This window comes from Flavitalea antarctica (assembly GCF_054461535.1).
Map to the genome: position 1 here is coordinate 42362 of NZ_JBTLQG010000014.1, position 22153 is coordinate 64514.

The following is a 22153-nucleotide window of genomic DNA, read 5'->3' on the forward strand; positions in this document are numbered from 1 at the left end:
ATCGCAAAGTTTTATAACAGTGATGACGGCTGGGAAATTCAAAGAAAACCGTGGAAACGAATGGCCGGTGATCAAAAGAAATCTTAGAAATTAATTGCCGTCTTCGAATAGGCATTTCCGTTAGTCAGGTCCAGGTTTTGGTCCCGGGATTTTATAAAGACGAACAAACCGCTTTATTTTGACCCGGCCCTATTCAGCTTTAGTGCTGTTACCGTTAGTGGGGGAAATGTTGTGTAAAAAAATATTTTCCGGACCGACATCCTAAATTTGCTCCAGGTTACGTATATTTATTTAATTAATGCCCTAATCCTTCCTACAGCATTGACCTGTGATAAAACCATTGATTGTTTTTGCCAACAAGATAATCAAGCCGGTTCAAGAATTTGAACCGGTTTTTCTTTGGAGGAAAGACTACCTGTAAGTCCGGTCCGTTAAAATTTCATTTACCCGAAATTTGTACCATGAGTATCCAACGTCACAGACCAGCTCAGCAAAATAAAAACTCAGTAACCTGGCCCACAGGTATTCACCGCAACCCCGTCATCAGGCATAAATTCACTGCCGACCCCGTGGCATTGGTTCATGATGACAAGGTCTATCTATACACGGGACATGATGAAGCTCCTCCTGGTTCTGACAATTATCTTATGAACGACTGGCTTTGTTTTTCATCTGATGATTTAGTGAACTGGACCGAACACCCTGTGCCACTGAAAGCATTGGATTTTAAATGGGCCAAAGGAGATGCATATGCTTCTGAGGTTACCTGGCGCAGTAACCAGTTTTTTTGGTACGTAGCAGTTTCACATGCACACATAAAAGGAAAAGCTATTGGAGTTGCGGTGTCAGACAAACCGGCGGGTCCTTTTCGGGATGCAATCGGCGCTGCTCTGATCACCAATGATATGACCACGGCCACAACCATTGACAAAGATGATATTGATCCCACTGTGCTCATTGATGATGATGGCCAGGCCTATTTGTTCTGGGGTAACAGTGTCTGTTATTATGTGAAGCTGAAAAACAACATGCTGGAACTGGATGGCGAGATCCGGACCGTGCCCTTACCCGGGTTCAGTGAAGGTGCTTTTATTTACAAACGTAGTGGTTGGTATTACCTGTTATACGGGTACGGAATGCCTGAAGCGGTTGCCTATGCCATGAGCAGAAATATTGACGGTCCCTGGGAATTTAAAGGCATCATCAATGATGCTTTATATAACTGCGAAACCAACTCACCCGCTATACTCGACTTTCGCGGGCGTTCATACTTTGTTTACCACAATGGCGCGCTGGAGGGTGGAGGAAGTCACCGTCGCTCTGTTTGTATAGATGACTTAAATTTCAATGAAGACGGCACCATACAGAAGATCATCATGACCAGCTAGAGTTTGGTTTCGAACCGTTGATAACAACAGGTGAAAACGGCAGTCATTTCAATAGCAATAGGAATTTACAGCAACACCATAGATCATGGCAGGTGAAAAACTTCCTCTAACCTGATCGCAACCGGTGAACCATCAGCGTTGGTTTCCATAATGTCTTTCATATACTGCCACCACTTCTGCATAATGGGGGATTGCGGGAGCAAATCATATGCTGCCGGATTATTAGTGGTCAGGAACCCGGTCAATGTTAAGGTGGATGGATCCAGGAATATCGAATACCCGGAAATTCCCGCATCTTTAAGAAGCTTAACAAGTTCCGGCCAGATCTCGTCATGCCTTTTCCTGTAGACAGCTTCCTGCCCTGGATTCAGTTTCATTGTGAAAGCAACTCGTTTCATAAGTATCAGCGTTTAAAACTGCCGGTGATAAACATAAAGATTTTTTTCCAGCCGGCGCTCATTACTCTTCGCCTGAGCTGCGGGTTGGATAATATTTTGTGAGGTTACGAAACCTTGGAGCAAATCCTGAGCATGAGCTGGATTTCATGCGGTGCGCAAATTGCAGTACTGTCAGGCATTGTATGATGAAATGAATTCAAAAATCACGTAAGTGAATTAATATGAATTTCAGTAAATTGATGATGAGCCGCCAGCACAAAGATCAGGTGTTACCCGATCACTGGCATTGGTTGTTAGTTTTTGCCAGAGTATCAGCTGACTTTTGCAGGTGTATCTGTTAACCTTTTGGAGATTTATTTGTCAACCAAGCGGGAGTTATCTGTTAACCTTTACGAGAGTTATGTGTTGAACTTCCAGGATCATTTTATAAACCATAGGGACTGTACTGTAAATAATGTAGACTATGTCAGACAAAGATAATAAGCCGGATCTCACTGACGATGAGAAGGCCCTGTTCAATAAAATTATGCCGGAGGACCTCCAGGAAATCTTAGACACCGGATTGCACCGACGTCATTTTCTGAAACTAATGGCACTGACCGGAAGCACGGTCATGGCTACTCATTTATTGGGAATTGAACAGCTGTCTGCAAGAACCATTGCGCCGGAACCTGAAGGTACCGACCCGTTGTCTCTCGAAAATGCGGTTCGGGTGAGCTTCAAGGTAAACGGATCGCCAAAATCACTGATGGTTGATCCGCGGATGACTTTGCTCGATGCCGTTCGTGAACGACTACAGCTGACAGGCTCTAAAAAAGGTTGTGATCACGGCCAGTGCGGCGCCTGTACTGTGTTGGTTAATGATCGCCGGGTATTGTCGTGTCTTACCCTTGCAGCTAGTTGTGAGGCCAGTGCAGTAGTCACCATTGAGGGACTGGCAAAAGGGAATACATTACACCCGCTCCAACAGGCCTTCATTAAACATGATGGATTCCAGTGTGGGTTTTGTACGCCGGGTCAGATTTGCTCCGCGGTTGCATTGCTTGCGGAAGCGAAACAGGGTGATGCAAGTTATGTAACCCCGGACCTTAGAAAACCTGCAGGCAGCCTTCAGTTATCAGACGAAGAGATCAGGGAAAGAATGTCAGGAAATATTTGCCGTTGCGGTGCTTATCCAAACATCGTTGCTGCTATCAGGGAAGTGCACGGTGGAAAAAAAGCGAATGCAGAAAACTGGCAGTTCGCCGGTTAATCATCTTAAATACCCCAACAATATGAGGCCATTTAAATATACCAGGTCAACAGATATAAATGCTGCGGTGAAACTGGTCAGCGAAAAACCCAATGCCAGGTTCCTTGCCGGGGGCACCAACATTCTTGATCTTATGAAAGAAGATGTTGAGCGCCCGACAGAACTGGTTGATATTTCGGGCGTAAAACTTACCCATGTCCGGGCCATCACGAAAGGCGAAAATGCAGGCGGATTATCCATTGGTGCCGCAGGTAAAAACAGTGATACGGCAAATCATCCCCTGGTTCGCGAACGTTATCCATTGTTATCTGCTGCCATACTCGCGGGTGCTTCCGCCCAGATCCGTAATATGGCGAGCAATGGCGGGAACCTTTTGCAGCGAACCCGATGTCCTTATTTTTATGATGTTGCCATGCCATGCAATAAACGGGAAAAAGGTTCGGGGTGCGGTGCGCTGGAGGGCTTTAATCGTATGCATGCGATCTTCGGATGGTCGGAATCATGTGTGGCCGTATACCCGTCAGATATGGCCGTGGCCCTGGCTGCACTCGACGCGGTAGTAAAAGTGACTGGCACCGGGGGGAAACAACGAAGCATTTTATTCAAAGATTTCCACCTGTTGCCGGGAGATACACCGGAAAAAGAAACCTGCGTTGAACGGGGCGAGATAATAACCGAAATCGAATTGCCTCCGGCTAAATTTTCCGGGTCATCATATTATCTGAAGGTGAGGGACAGGGCATCTTATGCCTTTGCACTGGTGTCTGTAGCTGCAGGATTACAGGTCGAAGGGAACAGGATAGTATCAGCAAGTCTCGCACTGGGCGGTGTGGCTCACAAACCATGGAGGGTGTATGAAGCTGAAAAGATCCTGGTTGGTCGCGAAATAAGTGAAGCTTTATTTGTTGAAGCAGCAGAGGCTGCCATGCAACCTGCCAGGCCACTCTCGCATAACAAGTTTAAAATAGAACTGGGAAAACAAGGGATTGTAAGAGCGCTTAACATGGCAGCTAAAACGGGGCAAACAAACATCTGAACAGGTGAATCAAACATCTCCAGGGGACAACCAAACATCTGAACAGGTGAATCAAACATCTCAACGGATCAAACAAACATCTGATTAATCATTCCTGATATGGATAACAAGAAAAACGTGACCGGCACCGCAGTTGACCGGATCGATGGAATCTTAAAAGTGACTGGTAAAGCAACTTATTCAACAGATCACCCTGTAAAAAATGTTGCACATGCCATCATCATTAAAAGTACCATTGCTTCAGGGGTCATCAGTGAAATTGATACTGCAGAAGCGGAAAAAGCTGTTGGAGTTTTAAAGATCATCACACATAAAAATGCTCCGGAGCTGAATGAAAATGGGGGTATCCGTGGAGGAGCATTGTTGCAGAATGCAAACATTTTTTTCCAGGGCCAGCATATCGGGGTAGTCGTCGCGGAAACTTTTGAGCAGGCAAGATCTGCGTCAAGGTTAATCAAAGTGCAATACAAGCAGGACGAAGGCGTAACAGATTTTAAAAAAGTAAAAAGTGCCGCCGTTCCGTCTAAGGAAAAAGATAAAGCAGACATGCGTCGTGGCAACCCCGAAAGCACTTTCGAACAGGCAGCGGTTAAGGTAGACGAGGTATATGAAACGCCGGTTGAACATCATCACCCGATGGAACCTCATGCCACAATAGCTGTGTGGGAAGGAGAAAATCTTACTTTATATAACAGTGCACAAATCATCAATGGTGCGCAGATGGCAGCTGCTGCCACGCTCAAATTAAAGCCTGAAAATGTGCGTATCATTTCCACTCATATCGGTGGTGGCTTTGGCTCCAAAGGGGGACAGTGGGCAAATATGGTACTGGCAGCTATTGCTGCCAAGGCAGTTCAACGCCCGGTAAAACTGGCCCTGACCAGGCAACAAATGTTTAATTCTGTGGGCCTGCGTCAACGCAATGATCAAAGGCTCAGGTTGTCTGCAACAAAAGATGGTAAACTCGTTTCACTTATACATGAAACAACAACACATACCGCTATTAACAACGAGTTTATAGAACCTTGCGGGGATTGTTCCAAACTAATGTATGATGTGCCAAATTCCCTGATAACATATCGCGTTGTTCCGATGCATATGATTTTGCCAACCTATACACGCGGACCTGGTAAGTCGACCGGTAGCTTCGCACTTGAATCTGCCATAGACGAACTGGCTTTCAAACTTGGAATTGACCCGGTGGAATTAAGGTTAAAAAATGAACCGGCGAAAGATCCCTCAAATGGTAAACCATGGTCCTCCCGAAAACTGGTTGAATGTCTTAATGAAGGTGCCAAGGCATTCGGATGGAACAAAAGAAAAGCTCAACCGCGTTCAGTTTCCGATGGTGATCATTGGGTTGGTTACGGCGTTGCCTGCGGAACCTATCCCGCGAGGCAGCGCGACAGTTCAGCCATGATTAAACTTGCAAGATCCGGTAATGAAGTTAATGCAGTCGTTCAGCTGGCTGCTTCTGATCTTGGCACTGGCACCCATACGATAATCGCACAGACAGCCTCGGATGGTCTTGGTATCCCGGTATCAAAAATCAAGATCATGATTGGTGATTCGGATCTTCCACCTGCTGCAGGTTCTGTTGGTTCGGTAGGTGCTGCGAGCTTCGCCAATGCTGTTAACGATGGCTGCACGAAAATCACGGATGAATTGCTTGCAAAGTCCGGAAAACAATTTGTTGCCAGGCCAACAGCTGCCCAGCTAATGGTTTCGGAGAACATACAGTCATTTGAATCACGTGTTGATGCCAAACCTTTAGCGGAGGCAGATCAATATTCAGCCCATAGTTTCAATGCAAACTTTGCCGAAGTACGTGTTAATAAGTACACTGGCACTGTCAGGATAAACAGGTTTCTTGCGGTTACTGCTGCGGGAAAAATTCTTAATCCGAAGACTGCACGTTCACAGATCATTGGTGGTAATATCTGGGGCATTGGAATGGCACTTACTGAAGAATCGGTTGTTGATGAACGTTATGGAAACTTCATCACCCATTCCTTTGCAGATTATCATGTTCCCTCTAACCTGGATATTGGTCAGCTCGATACCATTTTCATAAATGAGGACGATCAGCGCTCCAACAAAATGGGAGTAAAGGGAATAGGGGAAGTTGGCATAGTCGGGGTTGCTGCGGCCGTAGCTAATGCCGTGTTCAATGCAACCGGGAAACGGGTCCGGCAATTACCAATTACTCCGGATAAACTATTATAGGTTCAGAGAAGAACCAACCGACAAATCAGGACACGCGATGTTAAGGGCAGATTCAACCTGCCCGGGCGTTATAACGTCAGCATCATTCCGGCGCGATCATGGCAAACCTCAAGCTATTGCATAATGAAGAGTGTCATCCCGGCGCGATCAGAATAAGCCTCATGCTCCTGCATAATGAAGAGCATCGTCCCTGACGCGATCATGGCAAACCTCATGCACCTGCATAATGAAGAGCATCGTCCCTGGCGCGATCATGGCAAACCTCATGCACCTGCATAATGAAGAGCATCGTCCCTGACGAGATCATGGCAAACCTCATGCTCCTGCATAATGAAGAGCATCCTCCCTGCGCGATCATAACAATCATCAGCGTCCTATATAACGAAGTGCATTATCCCTGGGGCTATCATGACAAGCATCTTCCCAGATACACTATAACTACCTGTCACAGATTGAGGATGCAACACTAATCGTTTACACTTACGCTCATAATTTGTCAATAGGTCTTACCGGTATTATGAGGTAGGAAGTTCGCAACCTGTTGATCAAATTCATCTGCATTGTGGAGAGAATTCCGTTAATCAGGCGGGGGCTTAACAGGCATATACTTTGTGCCTGAAATTGTGATAGACTTATTTTAATAAAGACTAAAAATTTTTATTATGAGATCTCAAAATTCAGATCAGCGTAGGTACTATGACGATGATCAGCAACGAGACAAAGGACAACAATACAAGCGTTTTTCACAGGGAGAGAAAGATAAAGGAAGCGATTATAATAGTGGAAGCAGGCGCTGGCCGGAAGAATCCGGGTCAAATAAAAACAGCGATGCCAACCGGCAAAATTACCAGGAAGGCGATGCAGCCGATTACCGTCAACGATATGAGAGGGAGGGTAACAGGTCTTCTGACAAAATGGGATGGCCCCCCGACCGTGGCCAAACCGGGAATGAGCAACAGCGTCGCATGAAAAGAGGATTTGGCGGCATGAACCGTCGTAACGAAGAGCAGGAGCGGGGCCAGCAGAACAGCCTTGGTCAGCAGCGTTATGGCTCCGGAACTGTGCAGGGTAACCAGGGAAGATATGGATATGAACAGGGGGGCAGAGGCTCAACAGAGTATGATCAGCGAAACAGCGGTGGTACTGACTTCAATCAATATGATAACCGCAGTGCGCGTAATGAAGGAAGCCAGGACTGGCGCAACCGTTATGGAAGCAATTATGGCCAGGGTTTTTATGGAGAATCTGAGAACCAGGGCTGGATGCAGGATAACGAACGGAGGAATTGGCAGGATGATGACAGGAATATGCGTAGCCAGGGTTGGGGCCAGGGGCAGCATGGAAGACAGGAAGGGTGGCAGGGCCGTAATGAAGGAAACCAGGGACGTGGAGCCTGGAACCAGGGAAACGATGATATGAACCGCGGCCGGCAGGATTGGAACCAGGGCCGGGACTGGGGGATGAACCGGGGTGAGTCCGAACCATGGCGCAATGAAGGAAATCGCGGACAATGGAACCAGGACCGCGAAGACTGGAACAGGGGAAGCGGTGACCGGAATCCCAATATGAAGGGAAACTATGGCACAGGCAATTACAGCAATATGCCGAGCAGAAACCAGGGTGGTACCGATTATAATTCCACCAGCCGGTATTATTCAAGAACAAGAGATAACGATCCGTTTATCTAAACCCGGATCACTCATAAACTTTTATCATAACCACTTTAAAAACTTGACATATGAAAGAGAAAGAAGAAAATCAAACAGATGTTCAGTCACCATCAAAACGTGGGATGATGAATAAAGACGAGCAGCAGGAAATGAGAAATACCGAAAAAGGTGAAGGCAATGAAAAGATTGAGGAAGGCAAAGAATCATTGCTTGAGAAGTTTTTCGTCAGCCAACTACAGGATATTTATTATGCCGAGCAGCAGTTGGTGAAGTCTTTGCCTGAAATTGCAAAGGCATGTACAACGGAAGAACTCGAGGATGCTTTTAACAACCATCTTGCTCAAACCGAAAGGCATGTAAAAAGGCTTGAAAAAGTGTTCAACATAATCGGGCAGGAACCCGAAGGAAGAAAATGTGAGGCAATGGACGGTTTGATCAAAGAAGCGAAAAGCATCATCGATGAAACCAAGAAAGGATCTATGACCAGGGATGCAGCATTGATCATCGCTGCGCAAAAAGTGGAACACTATGAAATAGCCAGTTATGGCGGATTGGTTCAGCTTGCGGTAACCATGGACCTGCGCCGTGCCGCAGACCTGCTCGACAAAACACTTAATGAAGAAGAACAAACTGACCTGTTACTTACAAATATCGCGGAGGGTCATATAAACATGGAGGCTGAAGACGAAGGGAACTACTCCTGGAACCAGCGCCAAAAGAATAAAAATAATCTGACTATGTAAATTAATGTGGTGCCTGAGCAGTTGACATATATGTAGCTGCTCCGTGGTGATCCGGGCTTAGGTCCGGATCATTTTTTTTGTCGTCACGATATATACAATTCCAGTCGTCACGATAAATAACATTGCAGGTCTCACAATGAATACAATTCCAATGGAAGACCGTCAGGGTCGGCAAAAAATGTAAATCGTTTCCCTGTAAACTCATCTGTTCTCACCGGCTCAACAAACACCCCTTTCTCTTCCAATGCTGCTTTTGCCGCTTCAACGTCCTCAACACGGAAAGCGAGATGTCGCAGTCCACATGACTCGGGCGTTGAGGGCCGGGGAGGGGGGGATGGAAAGGAAAATAATTCGATCACATACTGATCTCCGATGGCCAGGTCAAGTTTAAATGACTGCCTTGATTCCCGGTAAACTTCTCTCACTACTTGCAAGCCTAATATCTCTGTATAAAATTTCTTTGAGCGATTATAATCGGAGCAGATAATGGCGATATGATGAACGCCCAGCAGTTCAGGTATGCTTTTCATACTTGCAAGATATGTATCAAACACTGTATTCATACTTTCGGAATCGATTGCGTTGCCCGTTATCCGGCAGCCTCCTAAATATCATGGATAATCCAAACCTTATTTAAAAAATTAACTGTAGATTAGACGTTCGTCTGTCGTGAAACGATAGCACTATCGATCCCAGGTTAAACTATTAAAACGATCAGCTTTCCGTATGATAAATATTGACTTCGAAATAAGTATAAATGATCTCGCAAACCAGATAAAACGATTCTGGGAAATTTCCGGCGAAAAAATCAGCAATATAGAGAGGCATTATGATAGTTCGAAGGGCTCACCGGTTTTCACAGTAAAGGGTCATTATACTACCCGTGGATGGACCGAATGGACACAGGGTTTCCAGTTCGGATCTTCCTTGTTGCAATTTGATGCAACCGGTGATGTTTCATATCTCGAGTCGGGGCGGGGGCGGACGCTGGCCGTGATGGCGCCACATCTTACCCATACCGGCGTTCACGATCATGGATTTAACAATGTAAGTACTTATGGAAACCTTCTCAGGTTGATGAAAGAAGGTAAGATTGAGTTCAATGAATGGGAGAAGAACTTCTATGAACTTGCGTTAAAAGTTTCAGGAGCCGTTCAGGCGGGCAGGTGGACCAAAATCAGCAACGGCGGATTCATCTATTCCTTCAACGGCCCACATTCATTGTTTGTTGATACGATAAGGTCGTGCCGTGCTTTGGCATTATCCCATAGTCTCGGACATATTTACCAGGCGGAAAACGATGTCCGTATTAACCTGCTCGAAAGAGCCATGCTGCATTGTAAAGCAACGGCGATGTACTCCGTGTTTTATGGAGAAGGCAGGGATTCTTATGATCTCTGGGGGAGAACCGCGCATGAAAGTCTTTTTAATACCAATGACGGACGTTTCCGTGCACCAAATTCACAACAGGGATATACAGGATTCACTACATGGACAAGAGGTCTTGCTTGGGCTATCTGTGGTTTTGCTGAACAGCTGGAATACCTGCAGACTATCTCCGATGGTGAACTGGAGGCCCTTGACAATCGTGAGACAATTGAAAACTATATGTTGAAGGCGGCGCATGCTACCTGTGACTTTTATATTGATCATACTCCTTCAGATGGAGTTCCCTATTGGGATACAGGTGCGCCACAGCTTCATAAAATACCTGATTATCTCAATAAGCCTTCTGATCCCTTTAATGAATTTGAGCCGGTAGATAGTTCTGCTGCCGCGATAGCCTGCCAGGGCCTGCTCCGTTTTGGCAGATATCTCACAAATAAAGGTGAGATCGTAAACGGAAAAAAATACTGGCAGGCCGGTCTTACTGTCTTAAAAAGTTTACTGGAAGAGCCATATATCAGTACAGATCCCGGACACCAGGGTTTGCTGCTGCACACAGTATATCATTGGCCCAACCGTTGGGACTACGTGCCGGAGGGAGCTAAAATTCCTTATGGCGAGTCATGTATGTGGGGAGATTATCATATCCGTGAAGTGGCTTTATACATTCAGAAAATAATCAAAGAAGAACCCTATTACACATTTTATAACGGTGTTATCTGATGACTGAGATCACGGACTTGTCAAAATTGTGTGTGCATACGATCACAACCAAACCCTGGGATATTGTTACCGCTGTTCAAAAATTTGCCGCATCAGGGATCGGGGGGATCACTATATGGAGGGATGCTCTGTTAAACAGGAACCTGGCAGAGGTCAGATCAATGATCGCTGATGCAGGCATCGAGGTAGTGTCTCTTTGCCGTGGCGGATTTTTTCCTTCGGTGGATCCGCAGCAGCGAAAACTCGCTATCGAAGATAACCTCCGTGCCATCGACCAGGCCAATGCTATCGGCGCGCCGATGATGGTTATGGTTTGCGGGGCCGATCCCCGCCAATCCCTTGAGGACTCACGGAAACAGATAGCCGAAGGTATAATGGCCTGCCTCGATCACGCCTCCGCGGCAGGGGTTCAGCTAACGATCGAACCCTTACATCCTATGTATGCCGGTGACCGCTCTGCTATCAATACATTGGGACAGGCTAATGATATGGCTGAAGAAATCGATTCACCCTGGGTAGGCATAGCGCTCGACGTGTATCACCTATGGTGGGATAGTGACCTGGAAAGACAAATCGAAAGATGTGGTACCAATGGCAACCTTTCAGCATTTCATATTTGTGACTGGAAAACGCCGACCCTCGATATGTTGAACGACCGGGGACTGATGGGAGAGGGTTGTATAGACATTAAAAAGATCAGGGGCTGGGTGGAAAGAGCCGGGTTCAAAGGGTTCCATGAAGCAGAAATATTTTCGAACATATACTGGCAGCAGGATCAGGACCTTTATCTTGGTAAGATAAAGGACGCCTATCTTAAGTATTCATAGCTTGTTTCAAGATTAAATTCTTCCATCATTTCAAAAAAATAAAAATGAAACCGACCATACACACCGTAGGTATAATCATGAATGGAGTTACCGGCAGGATGGGAACTAACCAACACCTGTTGCGGTCTATTGCTGCGATCATGAAAGAAGGCGGGGTTAAGATCAGTCCATCTGAATTCATCATGCCCGATCCCGTACTTGTCGGCCGTGATGCCATAAAGTTGCAGAAGCTCGCTGAACAATCTGGTGTTACTGCTTTCACAACGGATCTGGACTCGGTGTTAGGGGATCCAAAATACCAGGTGTATTTTGATTCTCAAACAACAGGCAGGAGAGCAGATGGTGTACGGAAGGCTGTAAAGGCAGGGAAGCATATATATTGTGAAAAGCCAACTGCAGTCAGTACCGATGTTGCGCTTGAATTATTTACATTATGCAAAAATGCGGGTCTGAAAAACGGCGTGGTTCAGGATAAACTCTGGTTGCCGGGGCTGTTAAAAATTAAAAGACTTATCGAGAATGGGTTTTTTGGCGATATACTTTCTGTGCGTGGTGAATTTGGTTACTGGGTATTTGAAGGTCATTCCATACCCGCACAAAGACCGTCATGGAACTATCGTAAAGAAGACGATGGTGGAATCATAGTCGATATGTTGTGTCACTGGAGATACGTCCTTGACCATATTTTCGGAAAGGTCAAAGCGGTATCCTGCCTTGGCGCCACGCATATCAAAGAGAGGATTGATGAGAATGGAAAACCGTATAAGTGCACAGCCGATGATGCAGCGTATGCCAGTTTTGAACTTGAAAATGGAATCGTTGCGCAATTCAACTCATCCTGGACCGTACGTGTCCGTCGCGATGACCTGCTAACTCTCCAGGTGGATGGAACGAAAGGATCTGCGGTTGCGGGTCTCCGTGAGTGTTACATTCAGCATTATGGAAACACTCCGAAACCTGTATGGAACCCGGACATAGTGCAGCCGATAAACTTTTTTGAAGGCTGGTCGAAAGTGCCCGAACAGGAGAACTTTGACAATGCTTTCAAAGTTCAGTGGGAACTTTTTCTCAAACATATCGTAAAGGATACTCCGTTCCCATGGGATCTCAGGGAAGGGGCAAAAGGAGTACAGCTTGCAGAGAAGGGTTTGGAAAGCTGGGAAAAAAGATGCTGGGTTGATATTCCTGAGCTTAAGGGATAGTCTGACATTTATCACTAAAAAATATTATTGTGAAAAGAGTTGCACTGGTAACAGGCGGAAGCCGCGGCATCGGTCTTGGGATTGCCACTGAACTGGCCATGCAGGGATTTGATCTTGCCATTAACGGGGTAAGGCCGGTAGATGCCGTAGCAGATAACCTGCAATTACTTAAGGCGCTGGGTGCAGAAGTGATCTATTGCAGGGCTGATGTTTCTTCGGCCGAACAGCGTGCTGTGATGCTCAGCGAAATCAATGCTCATTTTGGGTCGCTTCATGTACTCGTTAACAACGCAGGCATAGCACCGCTGGAGCGTAAAGATATCCTGGAAGCTAACGAAGAAAGTTTTGACCGGTTGATCTCTACAAATCTGAAGGGTCCTTATTTTCTTACGCAGGCAGTTGCAAACTGGATGATCGCCCAGATAAAAAATGAAAAAGGTTTCAACGGATGTATAGTAAATGTCTCGTCGGTATCAGCAACGTTTGCTTCTGTCAACAGGGGCGAATACTGTGTTTCCAAGGCAGGGATCACTATGGCGACACAACTTTTTGCTACGAGGCTCGCCGAATACAACATCCCTGTTTATGAAGTGAGGCCGGGCATAATCCGCAGTGACATGACGGCGGGAGTAACCGAAAAATATGATAAGCTGATTGCAGGAGGATTGACTGCGCAGAAAAGATGGGGTGAGCCTGCTGATGTGGGTCGTGCTGTAGCCGCCCTGGCTGCAGGAAATTTCCCCTATTCTACAGGCCAGGTAATTATGGTTGATGGCGGAATGGCTATCCCGAGACTTTAATTTTTATTTCCGTTAATGATTGACTATGTCTTTGACAAAAGCAGCATCTTCCGAACCTTCTCCTTTTAGCTATCTGCTGAAAGTGCCTGTTATCGTGGCCGCCCTCGGCTATATGGTAGACATGTATGATCTGTTTCTTTTTAATATAGTACGTGTGCCCAGTCTCAGGGATCTCGGGTTGACACAAGAAGAGCTGTTTACCAAAGGGCTTTATATCCTTGACATACAAATGGCAGGAATGCTGATCGGAGGAATACTTTGGGGAGTGATCGGGGACAAAAAAGGTCGCCGCTCTGTGCTTTTTGGATCTATACTGATGTATTCCCTTGCTAATGTTGCAAACGGTTTTATTAATTCATACGATCAGTATGTCGTCCTGAGATTTATTGCAGGCGTGGGCCTTGCCGGCGAACTTGGCGCGGGCATAACACTGGTGGCAGAGATCCTTCCAAAACATATCCGCGGTTATGGTACAACGTTAGTAGCAACGGTGGGTGTACTGGGTGCGATACTGGCATTTTTTATTGCTGATACATTTAGTTGGAGAACTTCGTATTTTGTTGGCGGCGGACTGGGATTGCTGCTACTGGCCATGAGAGTGGGTGTATTTGAATCAGGAATGTTCCTGAAAATAGCCAACAAGAATGTTCAGCGCGGTAATTTCCTGATGTTATTTTCCAGCAAAAGGCGTTTCTTCAAGTACATATCTGCCATCCTGATCGGCACACCTATCTGGTTTGTGTCAGGAGTACTGATCTTCTTTTCACCTGAATTCGGACAGGCCCTTGGAGTTACTGAACCTATCGTTGCAGGCAAAGCTGTAATGCTCGCCTTTGCGGGACAAGTGCTGGGTGACATAGTAAGTGGTTCGATGAGTCAGCAATGGAAAAGCCGTAAAAAAGGTATGCTTGTATTTTTATTGGGTTCCTATGCCCTCATGCTGGCATATCTCCTGACACAAACACAGAGTCTGACCACATTTTATATTCTCTGTGCATGCCTCGGATTCTTCAACGGTTATTGGACACTGTTTGTGACGATTGCTGCTGAGCTCTTCGGTAGTAATCTCCGGGCAACCGTTGCGACCACTGTTCCCAATTTTGTGAGGGCCTCTGTAATTCCGATATCGGGACTTTTTCTATACCTGAAGAACTCTTTTGGAATAACAACCAGCGCGGTCATTGTCGGTACCATAGTAGTAGGAATTGCGCTCCTTTTTCTATGGAAACTGCCGGAAACTTTTTCAAAGGACCTGGATTACGAAGAGTCCTGAAAAAGGACTGCCCCCGCGGTCGCAGGGGCAATCAGGAAGGTTTAATGGAAATGGTTGGTTGACTAGTACAGCCATCGATTGGTATGAACTGGCTGCAAGTAAGCAGTAAACCCTTGTATAAACACCGGTATAACCACCCTTAATCTATAGGTAGTTACCGCAATTGTTGATTTAAATCAAGATTGGGGACGATCAATTTTTTAAATATTTTCGGATATGGGAATCTTTCAGATAAAAAAAGAATCGAAACAGTATGACGTTGTGATCGTGGGTAGCGGTGCCGGCGGCGGAATGGCAGCCTATATTTTGTCAAAAGCGGGATTAAAGGTCTGTTTACTTGAGGCCGGCCCGATGTATGATCCTGCCAAAAACGTTACGCAGCTCAAGAACCCCTGGGAAAGTGCCCGAAGGGGTGCAAGTACTAAGTTCAGACCGTTTGGTGATTTCGACGCTGCTTACTGGGGGTGGGAAATTGATGGCGAACCTTATACCAAAAGTCCAGGCACACAATGGGACTGGTTCCGGTCCCGGATGCTTGGTGGCAGAACGAACCACTGGGGTAGGATCTCGCTTCGTTTTGGACCCAGGGATTTCAAAAGAAAAAGTATCGATGGTCTCGGGGATGACTGGCCGATAGGCTATGACGACATCAAGCCATATTACGATGTTGTTGATAAGATGATAGGGGTGTTTGGCACTAATGAAGGATTACCCAATGACCCGGATGGGGTCTTCCTTCCTCCCCCAAAACCAAGATTGCACGAACTGCTGATAAAGAAGGGTGCAACTGGGGTAGGCCTTCCCGTTATACCTTCAAGGTTATCTATACTTACCAAACAATTGCCAGATAATAAAGACCGTGGCGCATGTTTTTATTGCCGCCAGTGTAACAGGGGCTGCCAGGTTTATGCCGATTTTTCTTCGTCTTCGGTCCTTGTTAAACCAGCAGTTGCCACCGGCAATGTTGACCTGGTCACCAACGCCATGGCACGTGAGGTTCTTACCAATAAAGAGGGGCTGGCAACCGGCGTGTCATATGTAAATAAAACAGACTTGCAGGAATACCAGGTAACCGGCAAAGTGGTGATACTTGCCGCCAGTTCCTGCGAAAGTTCAAGGATCCTGCTTAACTCAAAATCTGCCCGTCATTCAAACGGACTGGCAAACAGCTCCGAGGTAGTTGGTAAGTACCTCCATGATTCGACCGGGGCAAGTATGAGTGGATACATCCCTTCGTTATTTGGCAGAAAACGATACAATGAAGACGGAGTCGGGGGCATGCATGTTTACACTCCATGGTGGCTGGATAATAAAAAACTTGATTTTCCCCGTGGTTATCACATTGAATATGGTGGTGGAATGAACATGCCAATGTATGGGTTTGGGTTCAACTCACAAAACCTTAATGGCAGTTATCCTGTGAACGGTGTAAGTCATGAAGCAGGTGGTTATGGCGCGCAGTTGAAAAAAGATGCAAGATTTTTTTATGGCGCAAACATCAGTATGGCGGGCCGTGGTGAAGCTGTGCCCCGCAAAGACAATTATTGTGAGATCGATCCGAATACCGTTGATAAATATGGAATTCCTGTTTTGAGATTTAATGTGAAATGGAGTGAATACGAGATCAAACAGGCCAAACATATGAAGGAAACGTTTCGTGAGATCATGCACTCGATGGGTGCGGTTATCACGGGAGGCGATAAGGATAACGAACAGAATGACTGGGGCTTGAATTCTCCCGGTAAAATTATTCATGAAGGTGGTACTGCAAGGATGGGAAGCAATCCGGCAACTTCGGTGCTGAATCAATGGAACCAGGCTCATGACTGTAAAAATTTGTTTGTGGTGGATGGAGCTGCTTTCACTTCCCAGGCCGATAAAAATATCACCTGGACGATCCTCGCATTAAGTATGAGGGCTTCTGAATATATTATTGACGGACTGAAAAAGAATAATCTTCCAACAGGTTAGACATGTGCAACATGTCAGGCTGATAAAACGGCTGATAAAATGCCTGGGCTTAATTCATATATAAAAGTACATCATGATTTGATGGCCCCTGGTGATGAGAAAAATCATTTTATATATTGCGATGAGCCTTGACGGATATATAGCTGGCAAGGATGACAATATTGATTTTTTGTCATCGGTCGATGTTCCGGGGGAGGACTATGGTTATCTTTCGTTTCAAAAAGATATAGATACGCTGATCTGGGGCAGGAGGACTTATGACAAATTATTGTCGTTCGGTATTGAATTTCCACACAAGGATAAGAAATGCTACGTATTCTCCAGGTCGAGAACAGGGAGCGATGAAAATGTTACTTATTTTGGTGACCTTGACGGATTAATTAAGGAGCTTCATAAACAGGAAGGGAAGAATATTTATTGTGACGGTGGCGGAGAACTCGTATTTGAGCTTCTTCAGCGCTCGTTGATTGATACATTGATAGTTTCGGTAATACCATACCTGGTCGGTGACGGGATCAGGCTGTTCCGTGATGGCAGGCCCTCGCAGGCTCTCGAATTCAAAAAATGCGTCACTTACCCTTCAGGTCTTGTTCAACTCTGGTATAACAGGCCATCCAAACCTGTCAGTTAGTTGGACGTCCGTACTTCATTTCATTGGTTATAAAGGGATTGACTTCAAACGCCGTTTTTTCTTATTGTTGCGGTGTTTATCCGCAGGGCGGATGTTAATAACTTTTGTTTATTTAGATGCTTCGGGAATAATTCACGAACTTTATACAAACAAATCAGAAAAGAAATATGGGAAAATCTCAGGAAACATTTGGAAAAAAAGAAAAAGAAAAGAAAAGATTAAAATTACGCCAGGAGAAACAGGAAAAAATGGACGAGCGTAAGGCTAATGCTAAAAAAGGCAAGTCTCTCGACGAAATGATGGCCTACCTGGACGAAAACGGCAATATTTCATCTACTCCGCCGGATCCCAAGAAAAAGAAAGTATTCAATCTGGAAGACATGCAGATTGGAACCCTCCGGCAAGAGGATCGTGTACAGGAAGACCCTGTAAGAACGGGCGTTGTTACATTTTTCAATGATGCCAAAGGCTTTGGCTTCATCAAGGATCTGAAATCACAGGAAAGCATTTTTGTGCATGTGAACCAGATCTCTGAGCGCATCGGTGAAAATGACAAGGTTGTATTTGAAGTAATGATGGGCCCCAAAGGACCAAACGCAGTTAACGTAAAGAAGGGCGGTTAGTCCTGATCCTTCATGCAAAAGTTTGTTTGTATTGCACTCGCAATGTGTACCGTATTTGGGAGCCAGGCCCAGCCAGACAGTAGTTTTCATCTCTACCTCCTGGTTGGTCAATCTAATATGGCGGGAAGAGGTGAAATCACCGCCTCATATCGCGACCTGCAATACAACAATATTTTTATGCTTGACAAATCGGGCAAATGGGTTCCTGCCCGCCATCCCCTGCATTTTGACAAACCCGCCATAGTTGGCGTCGGTCCGGGATTCGCTTTCGCGAAAACCATGGCCGAAGCAGATTCAATCAAACGCCGGGCAGCTTCGCCGGATTCCAGTCGTCAGCATGCATCAACGTCGGAAGTCAGGATAGGCCTTGTTCCCTGTGCCGTAGGCGGGACCTCCATCCGATCCTGGGTCCCCGGTGGGTATGACAGCGCTACCAAAACTCATCCTTTCGATGATGCCCTGATCAGAATTAACGAAGCGAAAAAAGCCGGTGTTTTTAAAGGCATTTTGTGGCACCAGGGCGAGTCAGACTCGAAGCCATCGGAAGCTCCCCAATATATCCAAAACCTCCAGGTACTAGTTCAACGTCTGCGCACAGCCACCGGCGTACAGGCATTACCCTTTGTTGCAGGTGAACTTGGAACATTCCGGCCGGGTTACCAGTTGATCAATCTCGAATTAAGAAAGCTCGGGGAAACAATCCCACATTCATTATTAGCCGTCAGCACAGATCTCCGCCACAAAGGTGACACCACGCATTTTGATTCACCTTCAGCTGACCTGTTAGGAAAAAGAATGGCCGAAGCCATGAAGGCCTTGCAAACCGGGACCAAAACGTTACAATAGTATTCATGGATCTTCTACAGGTTAACGGTGTCAGCAAAAAAGACGAACGGGGATTTCATCTCACCAATATCAGCTTCAGGCAATCAGAAAGATGCAATATCGCAGTTGCCGGTGAAACGGGTTCAGGAAAAACGACCTTATTGAAGATCATCGCCGGGCTGGCTCAGCCTGATCGCGGTGAAGTGATCTTCAGGGATCAGAAAGTTATAGGACCCGCCGATAAGTTAATTCCCGGCCATCAGGGAATTGCGTACTTGTCGCAGGATTTCAGGCTGCCGCATTTCCTCCGCGTTGAACAGATACTTGAATATGCAAATGAATGGCCGGTTGAGAAGGCTGACAGATTATATAGCCTTTGTCGCATCAGGCATCTGTTCAAAAGAAGAACGGATGAACTTTCAGGTGGTGAACAACAAAGAATAGCCATTGCAAGATTACTGATCATGGATCCAAAGCTGTTTTTGCTTGACGAACCATTTTCGAATATGGATCCTGCAAACAAGGAACTGCTGAAACACATTATTGAAGATATCGGTAATGAACTAAACATGTCGTTTATCATGATCTCTCATGACCCGGTCGATACCCTTCCCTGGGCTCATGAAATCATCGTGATGAAAGATGGTCAGATCGTTGAAAAAAATTCACCTGGACTGATTTATTCGAAACCAGTATCGACCTATACAGCGGCTTTGTTCGGGAAATACAATCTCTTGCCGGAAGAGTCACTGCATTTAGCAGGCATGGATCTTAAGGTACCACCAGGGCTAAGGGCCATAGTAAGACCGGAGAAATGTTTAGTTGTTGATTCATTGGTAACCGGTGACAGTATTGCTGCGCGTCAAATAGGGCAAACAGGTCAATCGCAGATCCGCTTTACCGGAAGGGCAATAGCTGCCAGGCACTTCGGTCATTATTTTGAAACCGACTTCCTGGTAGGCGAACACAAAATTACAAGCCGGTCGTGGCATTCATCAACGCAGCCGGGAAAGGAAGTAGTTATTCAAATTTCCGGGCAGGATGTTCACCTGGTATCCCTGGCCTGAATCGCTGGTTGGCCACCGAACCCGTGAAAATGCAAGCACCCCGCCCGCAGCCTCGCACATCTCAGCTTAAACATTTAAAAGCCGGCTCCTGACTTCGGTTACTTATAACCGTTATACTGTTCATCTTTTTCCCGGCCATTCAAATAGAAGATCACTTAATGATAACCGCATCCGGAGAGATGAGCGGGGTAGATTGATACTAAAATTCCTAACTTGCAAGGCTATGGCAAGAGGTAAAAGTAATGACGATAAACCAAAGGTTAAGATCACAAAAGAGAGTTTAAGAGAGGCATTGGTACTATTCACCTATGTGAAACCGTATCGTGTGAAATTTTTCTGGGCCCTTGTATTTATAGCACTTTCCGCGTTTACAACCAGTTTGTTCCCTTTGTTCTTGGGTAAGATGATTGATGCCGCCTCACCGGGGGCAGGGCTTGCGACCACCAGCCCGGTTTCGTCGTTTGGCTTCAACCTGAAAGATATACACTGGAGTGTCAACACGACCCTGATACTTATTTTTGTTCAGCTCGCCATTCAGACCATTTTTTCTTTTATGCGTATTTACCTGCTCACTGAAGTAGGCGAACGATCACTCGCGGGTATGCGCCGGGATGTATATAGCAAGCTGCTGACAATGCCCATGCACTTTTTCTCCGAAAAACGTGTTGGTGAATTAAGCAACCGCATTTCATCCGATCTTTCCCAGATCCAGGATGCTATCTCGTTTACACTTGCTGAGTTTTTGAGAGGGATCTTTACTTTGATAATCGGGCTTGTATTTATATTCTGGATAAGTGCAAAGCTTGCCCTGGTGATGTTATCTGTAGTTCCCGTAATAGCAGTGCTGGCGGTTGTTTTCGGCAAAAAGATCCGGAAAATGGCAAAACGGGCACAGGATCAACTGGCAGAAAGCGGCACCATCGTACAGGAGACTTTCCAGGGCATCACTGTTGTTAAAGCTTTTACCGGTGAGTTTTACGAAGTTGCCCGATATGTAAAAAGTATTTACGCGGTGGTTGATACAGCAATAACAAATGCGCGTTATCGGGGCGCGTTTGTTTCCTTTATGATCTTTAGTGTATTCGGAACCATCGCATTTGTAATGTGGTATGGTGTGAACCTGATCCAGTCGGGCGAACTGACCATTGGATCACTTACGATGTTTGTCATCTTTTCCATGTTCGTTGGTGGCACATTTGCAGGTTTCGCCGACATGTTCTCGCAGTTGCAGAGAACACTTGGAGCCACCCAGAGTGTAAGAGAAATTATGCGTGGGGAAGGTGAGCCGGTGAGCCTGACCCCTGTAACCATCGACCCGCAATTTAAGATCAATGGTAATGTAAGGCTCAGCAAGGTTGCTTTCAGTTATCCCTCAAGAAAAGATGTAACTGTGCTCCGGGATCTTAGTATGAGCGCAGAGAGCGGTCAGCAGATCGCCATTGTAGGACCAAGTGGTGCGGGAAAAACTACGATAGCAGCCATGTTGCTGAGGTTTTATGAGCCGGATCATGGTGAAATATATTTTGATGAGCGGAAGGCAAAGGATTTTCCGCTCACCCAGCTCCGGAAGCAAATGGCATTTGTTCCACAAGAGGTTCAGTTGTTTGGCGGAACAATCAGGGACAATATCGCCTATGGCAAGCCCGATGCTGATGATGCTTCCATTAAAGCTGCTGCCAGGCAGGCAAACGCTCATGAATTTATCGAACGATTCCCGGAACTATATGACACCGTAGTAGGCGAGCGTGGCATAAAATTAAGTGGGGGCCAGAGACAGCGTATCGCTATTGCCCGGGCGATCCTGAATGACCCGGCCATACTGATCCTGGATGAAGCCACGTCCTCGCTTGATAGCCATAGCGAACAACTGGTGCAGGAAGCGTTGGAAAACCTCATGAAGGGAAGAACGTCTTTTGTGATTGCTCACCGCTTATCTACTATCCGCAATGCAGATAAAATTGTTGTAATTGATAAGGGTGTAGTGTCCGAGGCCGGCACCCACGCAGAACTCATGAACATGAATGGCCTATACAGGAAACTGAATGAAATGCAGTTTGATTTTGGCATGATTACTCAATCCGGAAAAAACGATCTACAGGTTGTGGAATAATT

19 protein-coding genes are annotated in these 22153 nt (G+C 46.0%); 17 read left to right on the forward strand and 2 right to left on the reverse strand.

The window, feature by feature from the left end:
* The first annotated feature begins 461 nt into the window (after positions 1-461).
* A complete protein-coding gene (locus ACX0G7_RS14420) occupies positions 462-1388 on the forward strand; it encodes a glycoside hydrolase family 43 protein (RefSeq protein WP_458924195.1) in 927 nt (308 codons plus the stop codon).
* A gap of 83 nt (positions 1389-1471) precedes the next feature.
* Here the strand turns inward: ACX0G7_RS14420 and rhaM are convergent, their stop codons facing one another.
* Positions 1472-1786 carry an L-rhamnose mutarotase gene (rhaM, locus tag ACX0G7_RS14425; RefSeq protein WP_458924196.1) on the reverse strand — a complete coding sequence of 105 codons (315 nt, stop codon included), beginning with the start codon at positions 1784-1786 and terminating at the stop codon, positions 1472-1474.
* 463 nt (positions 1787-2249) lie between these two features.
* On the opposite strand from rhaM, the gene ACX0G7_RS14430 reads away from it, so the two are divergent.
* From ACX0G7_RS14430 to ACX0G7_RS14450, 5 genes are all read left to right on the forward strand, one after another.
* On the forward strand, positions 2250-3038 hold the full coding sequence (locus ACX0G7_RS14430) for a 2Fe-2S iron-sulfur cluster-binding protein (RefSeq protein ID WP_458924197.1): 789 nt from the start codon (positions 2250-2252) through the stop codon (positions 3036-3038).
* A 22-nt stretch (positions 3039-3060) separates the two neighbouring features.
* Entirely contained in the window at positions 3061-4074 is a 1014-nt protein-coding gene (locus ACX0G7_RS14435) for an FAD binding domain-containing protein (RefSeq protein WP_458924198.1), read from the forward strand.
* A 99-nt stretch (positions 4075-4173) separates the two neighbouring features.
* A complete protein-coding gene (locus tag ACX0G7_RS14440; protein ID WP_458924199.1) occupies positions 4174-6300 on the forward strand; it encodes a xanthine dehydrogenase family protein molybdopterin-binding subunit in 2127 nt (708 codons plus the stop codon).
* 662 nt (positions 6301-6962) lie between these two features.
* Positions 6963-7988, forward strand: a complete 1026-nt coding sequence (locus tag ACX0G7_RS14445) for a hypothetical protein (protein WP_458924200.1) — start codon at positions 6963-6965, stop codon at positions 7986-7988.
* A 50-nt stretch (positions 7989-8038) separates the two neighbouring features.
* A complete protein-coding gene (locus ACX0G7_RS14450; protein WP_458924201.1) occupies positions 8039-8713 on the forward strand; it encodes a YciE/YciF ferroxidase family protein in 675 nt (224 codons plus the stop codon).
* A gap of 131 nt (positions 8714-8844) precedes the next feature.
* Here the strand turns inward: ACX0G7_RS14450 and gloA2 are convergent, their stop codons facing one another.
* The gene (gloA2, locus tag ACX0G7_RS14455) at positions 8845-9276 is read right to left on the reverse strand and encodes an SMU1112c/YaeR family gloxylase I-like metalloprotein (RefSeq protein ID WP_458924202.1); all 432 of its coding nucleotides are present in this window, start codon (positions 9274-9276) and stop codon (positions 8845-8847) included.
* Between the two features lie 163 nt (positions 9277-9439).
* Here gloA2 and ACX0G7_RS14460 point away from each other — a divergent pair, with 163 nt between their 5' ends.
* The 11 genes from ACX0G7_RS14460 (at position 9440) to ACX0G7_RS14510 (ending at position 22151) form a co-directional block, all read left to right on the forward strand.
* Complete coding sequence (locus ACX0G7_RS14460; RefSeq protein WP_458924203.1) at positions 9440-10822, forward strand: glycosyl hydrolase; 1383 nt, start codon at positions 9440-9442, stop codon at positions 10820-10822.
* 32 nt (positions 10823-10854) lie between these two features.
* Positions 10855-11649 carry a sugar phosphate isomerase/epimerase family protein gene (locus tag ACX0G7_RS14465; RefSeq protein ID WP_458924204.1) on the forward strand — a complete coding sequence of 265 codons (795 nt, stop codon included), beginning with the start codon at positions 10855-10857 and terminating at the stop codon, positions 11647-11649.
* Between the two features lie 44 nt (positions 11650-11693).
* Positions 11694-12851, forward strand: coding sequence for a Gfo/Idh/MocA family protein (locus ACX0G7_RS14470; RefSeq protein ID WP_458924205.1), 1158 nt, complete (start codon positions 11694-11696; stop codon positions 12849-12851).
* A gap of 29 nt (positions 12852-12880) precedes the next feature.
* The gene (locus ACX0G7_RS14475; RefSeq protein WP_458924206.1) at positions 12881-13651 is read left to right on the forward strand and encodes a 3-ketoacyl-ACP reductase; all 771 of its coding nucleotides are present in this window, start codon (positions 12881-12883) and stop codon (positions 13649-13651) included.
* A gap of 25 nt (positions 13652-13676) precedes the next feature.
* Positions 13677-14924: an MFS transporter gene (locus ACX0G7_RS14480; RefSeq protein WP_458924207.1), complete on the forward strand. Its 1248-nt coding sequence runs from the start codon at positions 13677-13679 to the stop codon at positions 14922-14924.
* 216 nt (positions 14925-15140) lie between these two features.
* A complete protein-coding gene (locus tag ACX0G7_RS14485) occupies positions 15141-16895 on the forward strand; it encodes a GMC family oxidoreductase (protein ID WP_458924208.1) in 1755 nt (584 codons plus the stop codon).
* A 94-nt stretch (positions 16896-16989) separates the two neighbouring features.
* The gene (locus tag ACX0G7_RS14490; protein WP_458924209.1) at positions 16990-17526 is read left to right on the forward strand and encodes a dihydrofolate reductase family protein; all 537 of its coding nucleotides are present in this window, start codon (positions 16990-16992) and stop codon (positions 17524-17526) included.
* A 167-nt stretch (positions 17527-17693) separates the two neighbouring features.
* Entirely contained in the window at positions 17694-18149 is a 456-nt protein-coding gene (locus ACX0G7_RS14495; protein WP_458924210.1) for a cold-shock protein, read from the forward strand.
* Between the two features lie 12 nt (positions 18150-18161).
* Positions 18162-18995, forward strand: coding sequence for a sialate O-acetylesterase (locus tag ACX0G7_RS14500; protein WP_458924211.1), 834 nt, complete (start codon positions 18162-18164; stop codon positions 18993-18995).
* A gap of 5 nt (positions 18996-19000) precedes the next feature.
* Complete coding sequence (locus ACX0G7_RS14505) at positions 19001-20041, forward strand: ABC transporter ATP-binding protein (RefSeq protein WP_458924212.1); 1041 nt, start codon at positions 19001-19003, stop codon at positions 20039-20041.
* 223 nt (positions 20042-20264) lie between these two features.
* On the forward strand, positions 20265-22151 hold the full coding sequence (locus tag ACX0G7_RS14510; protein WP_458924213.1) for an ABC transporter ATP-binding protein: 1887 nt from the start codon (positions 20265-20267) through the stop codon (positions 22149-22151).
* Positions 22152-22153: the final 2 nt, after the last annotated feature.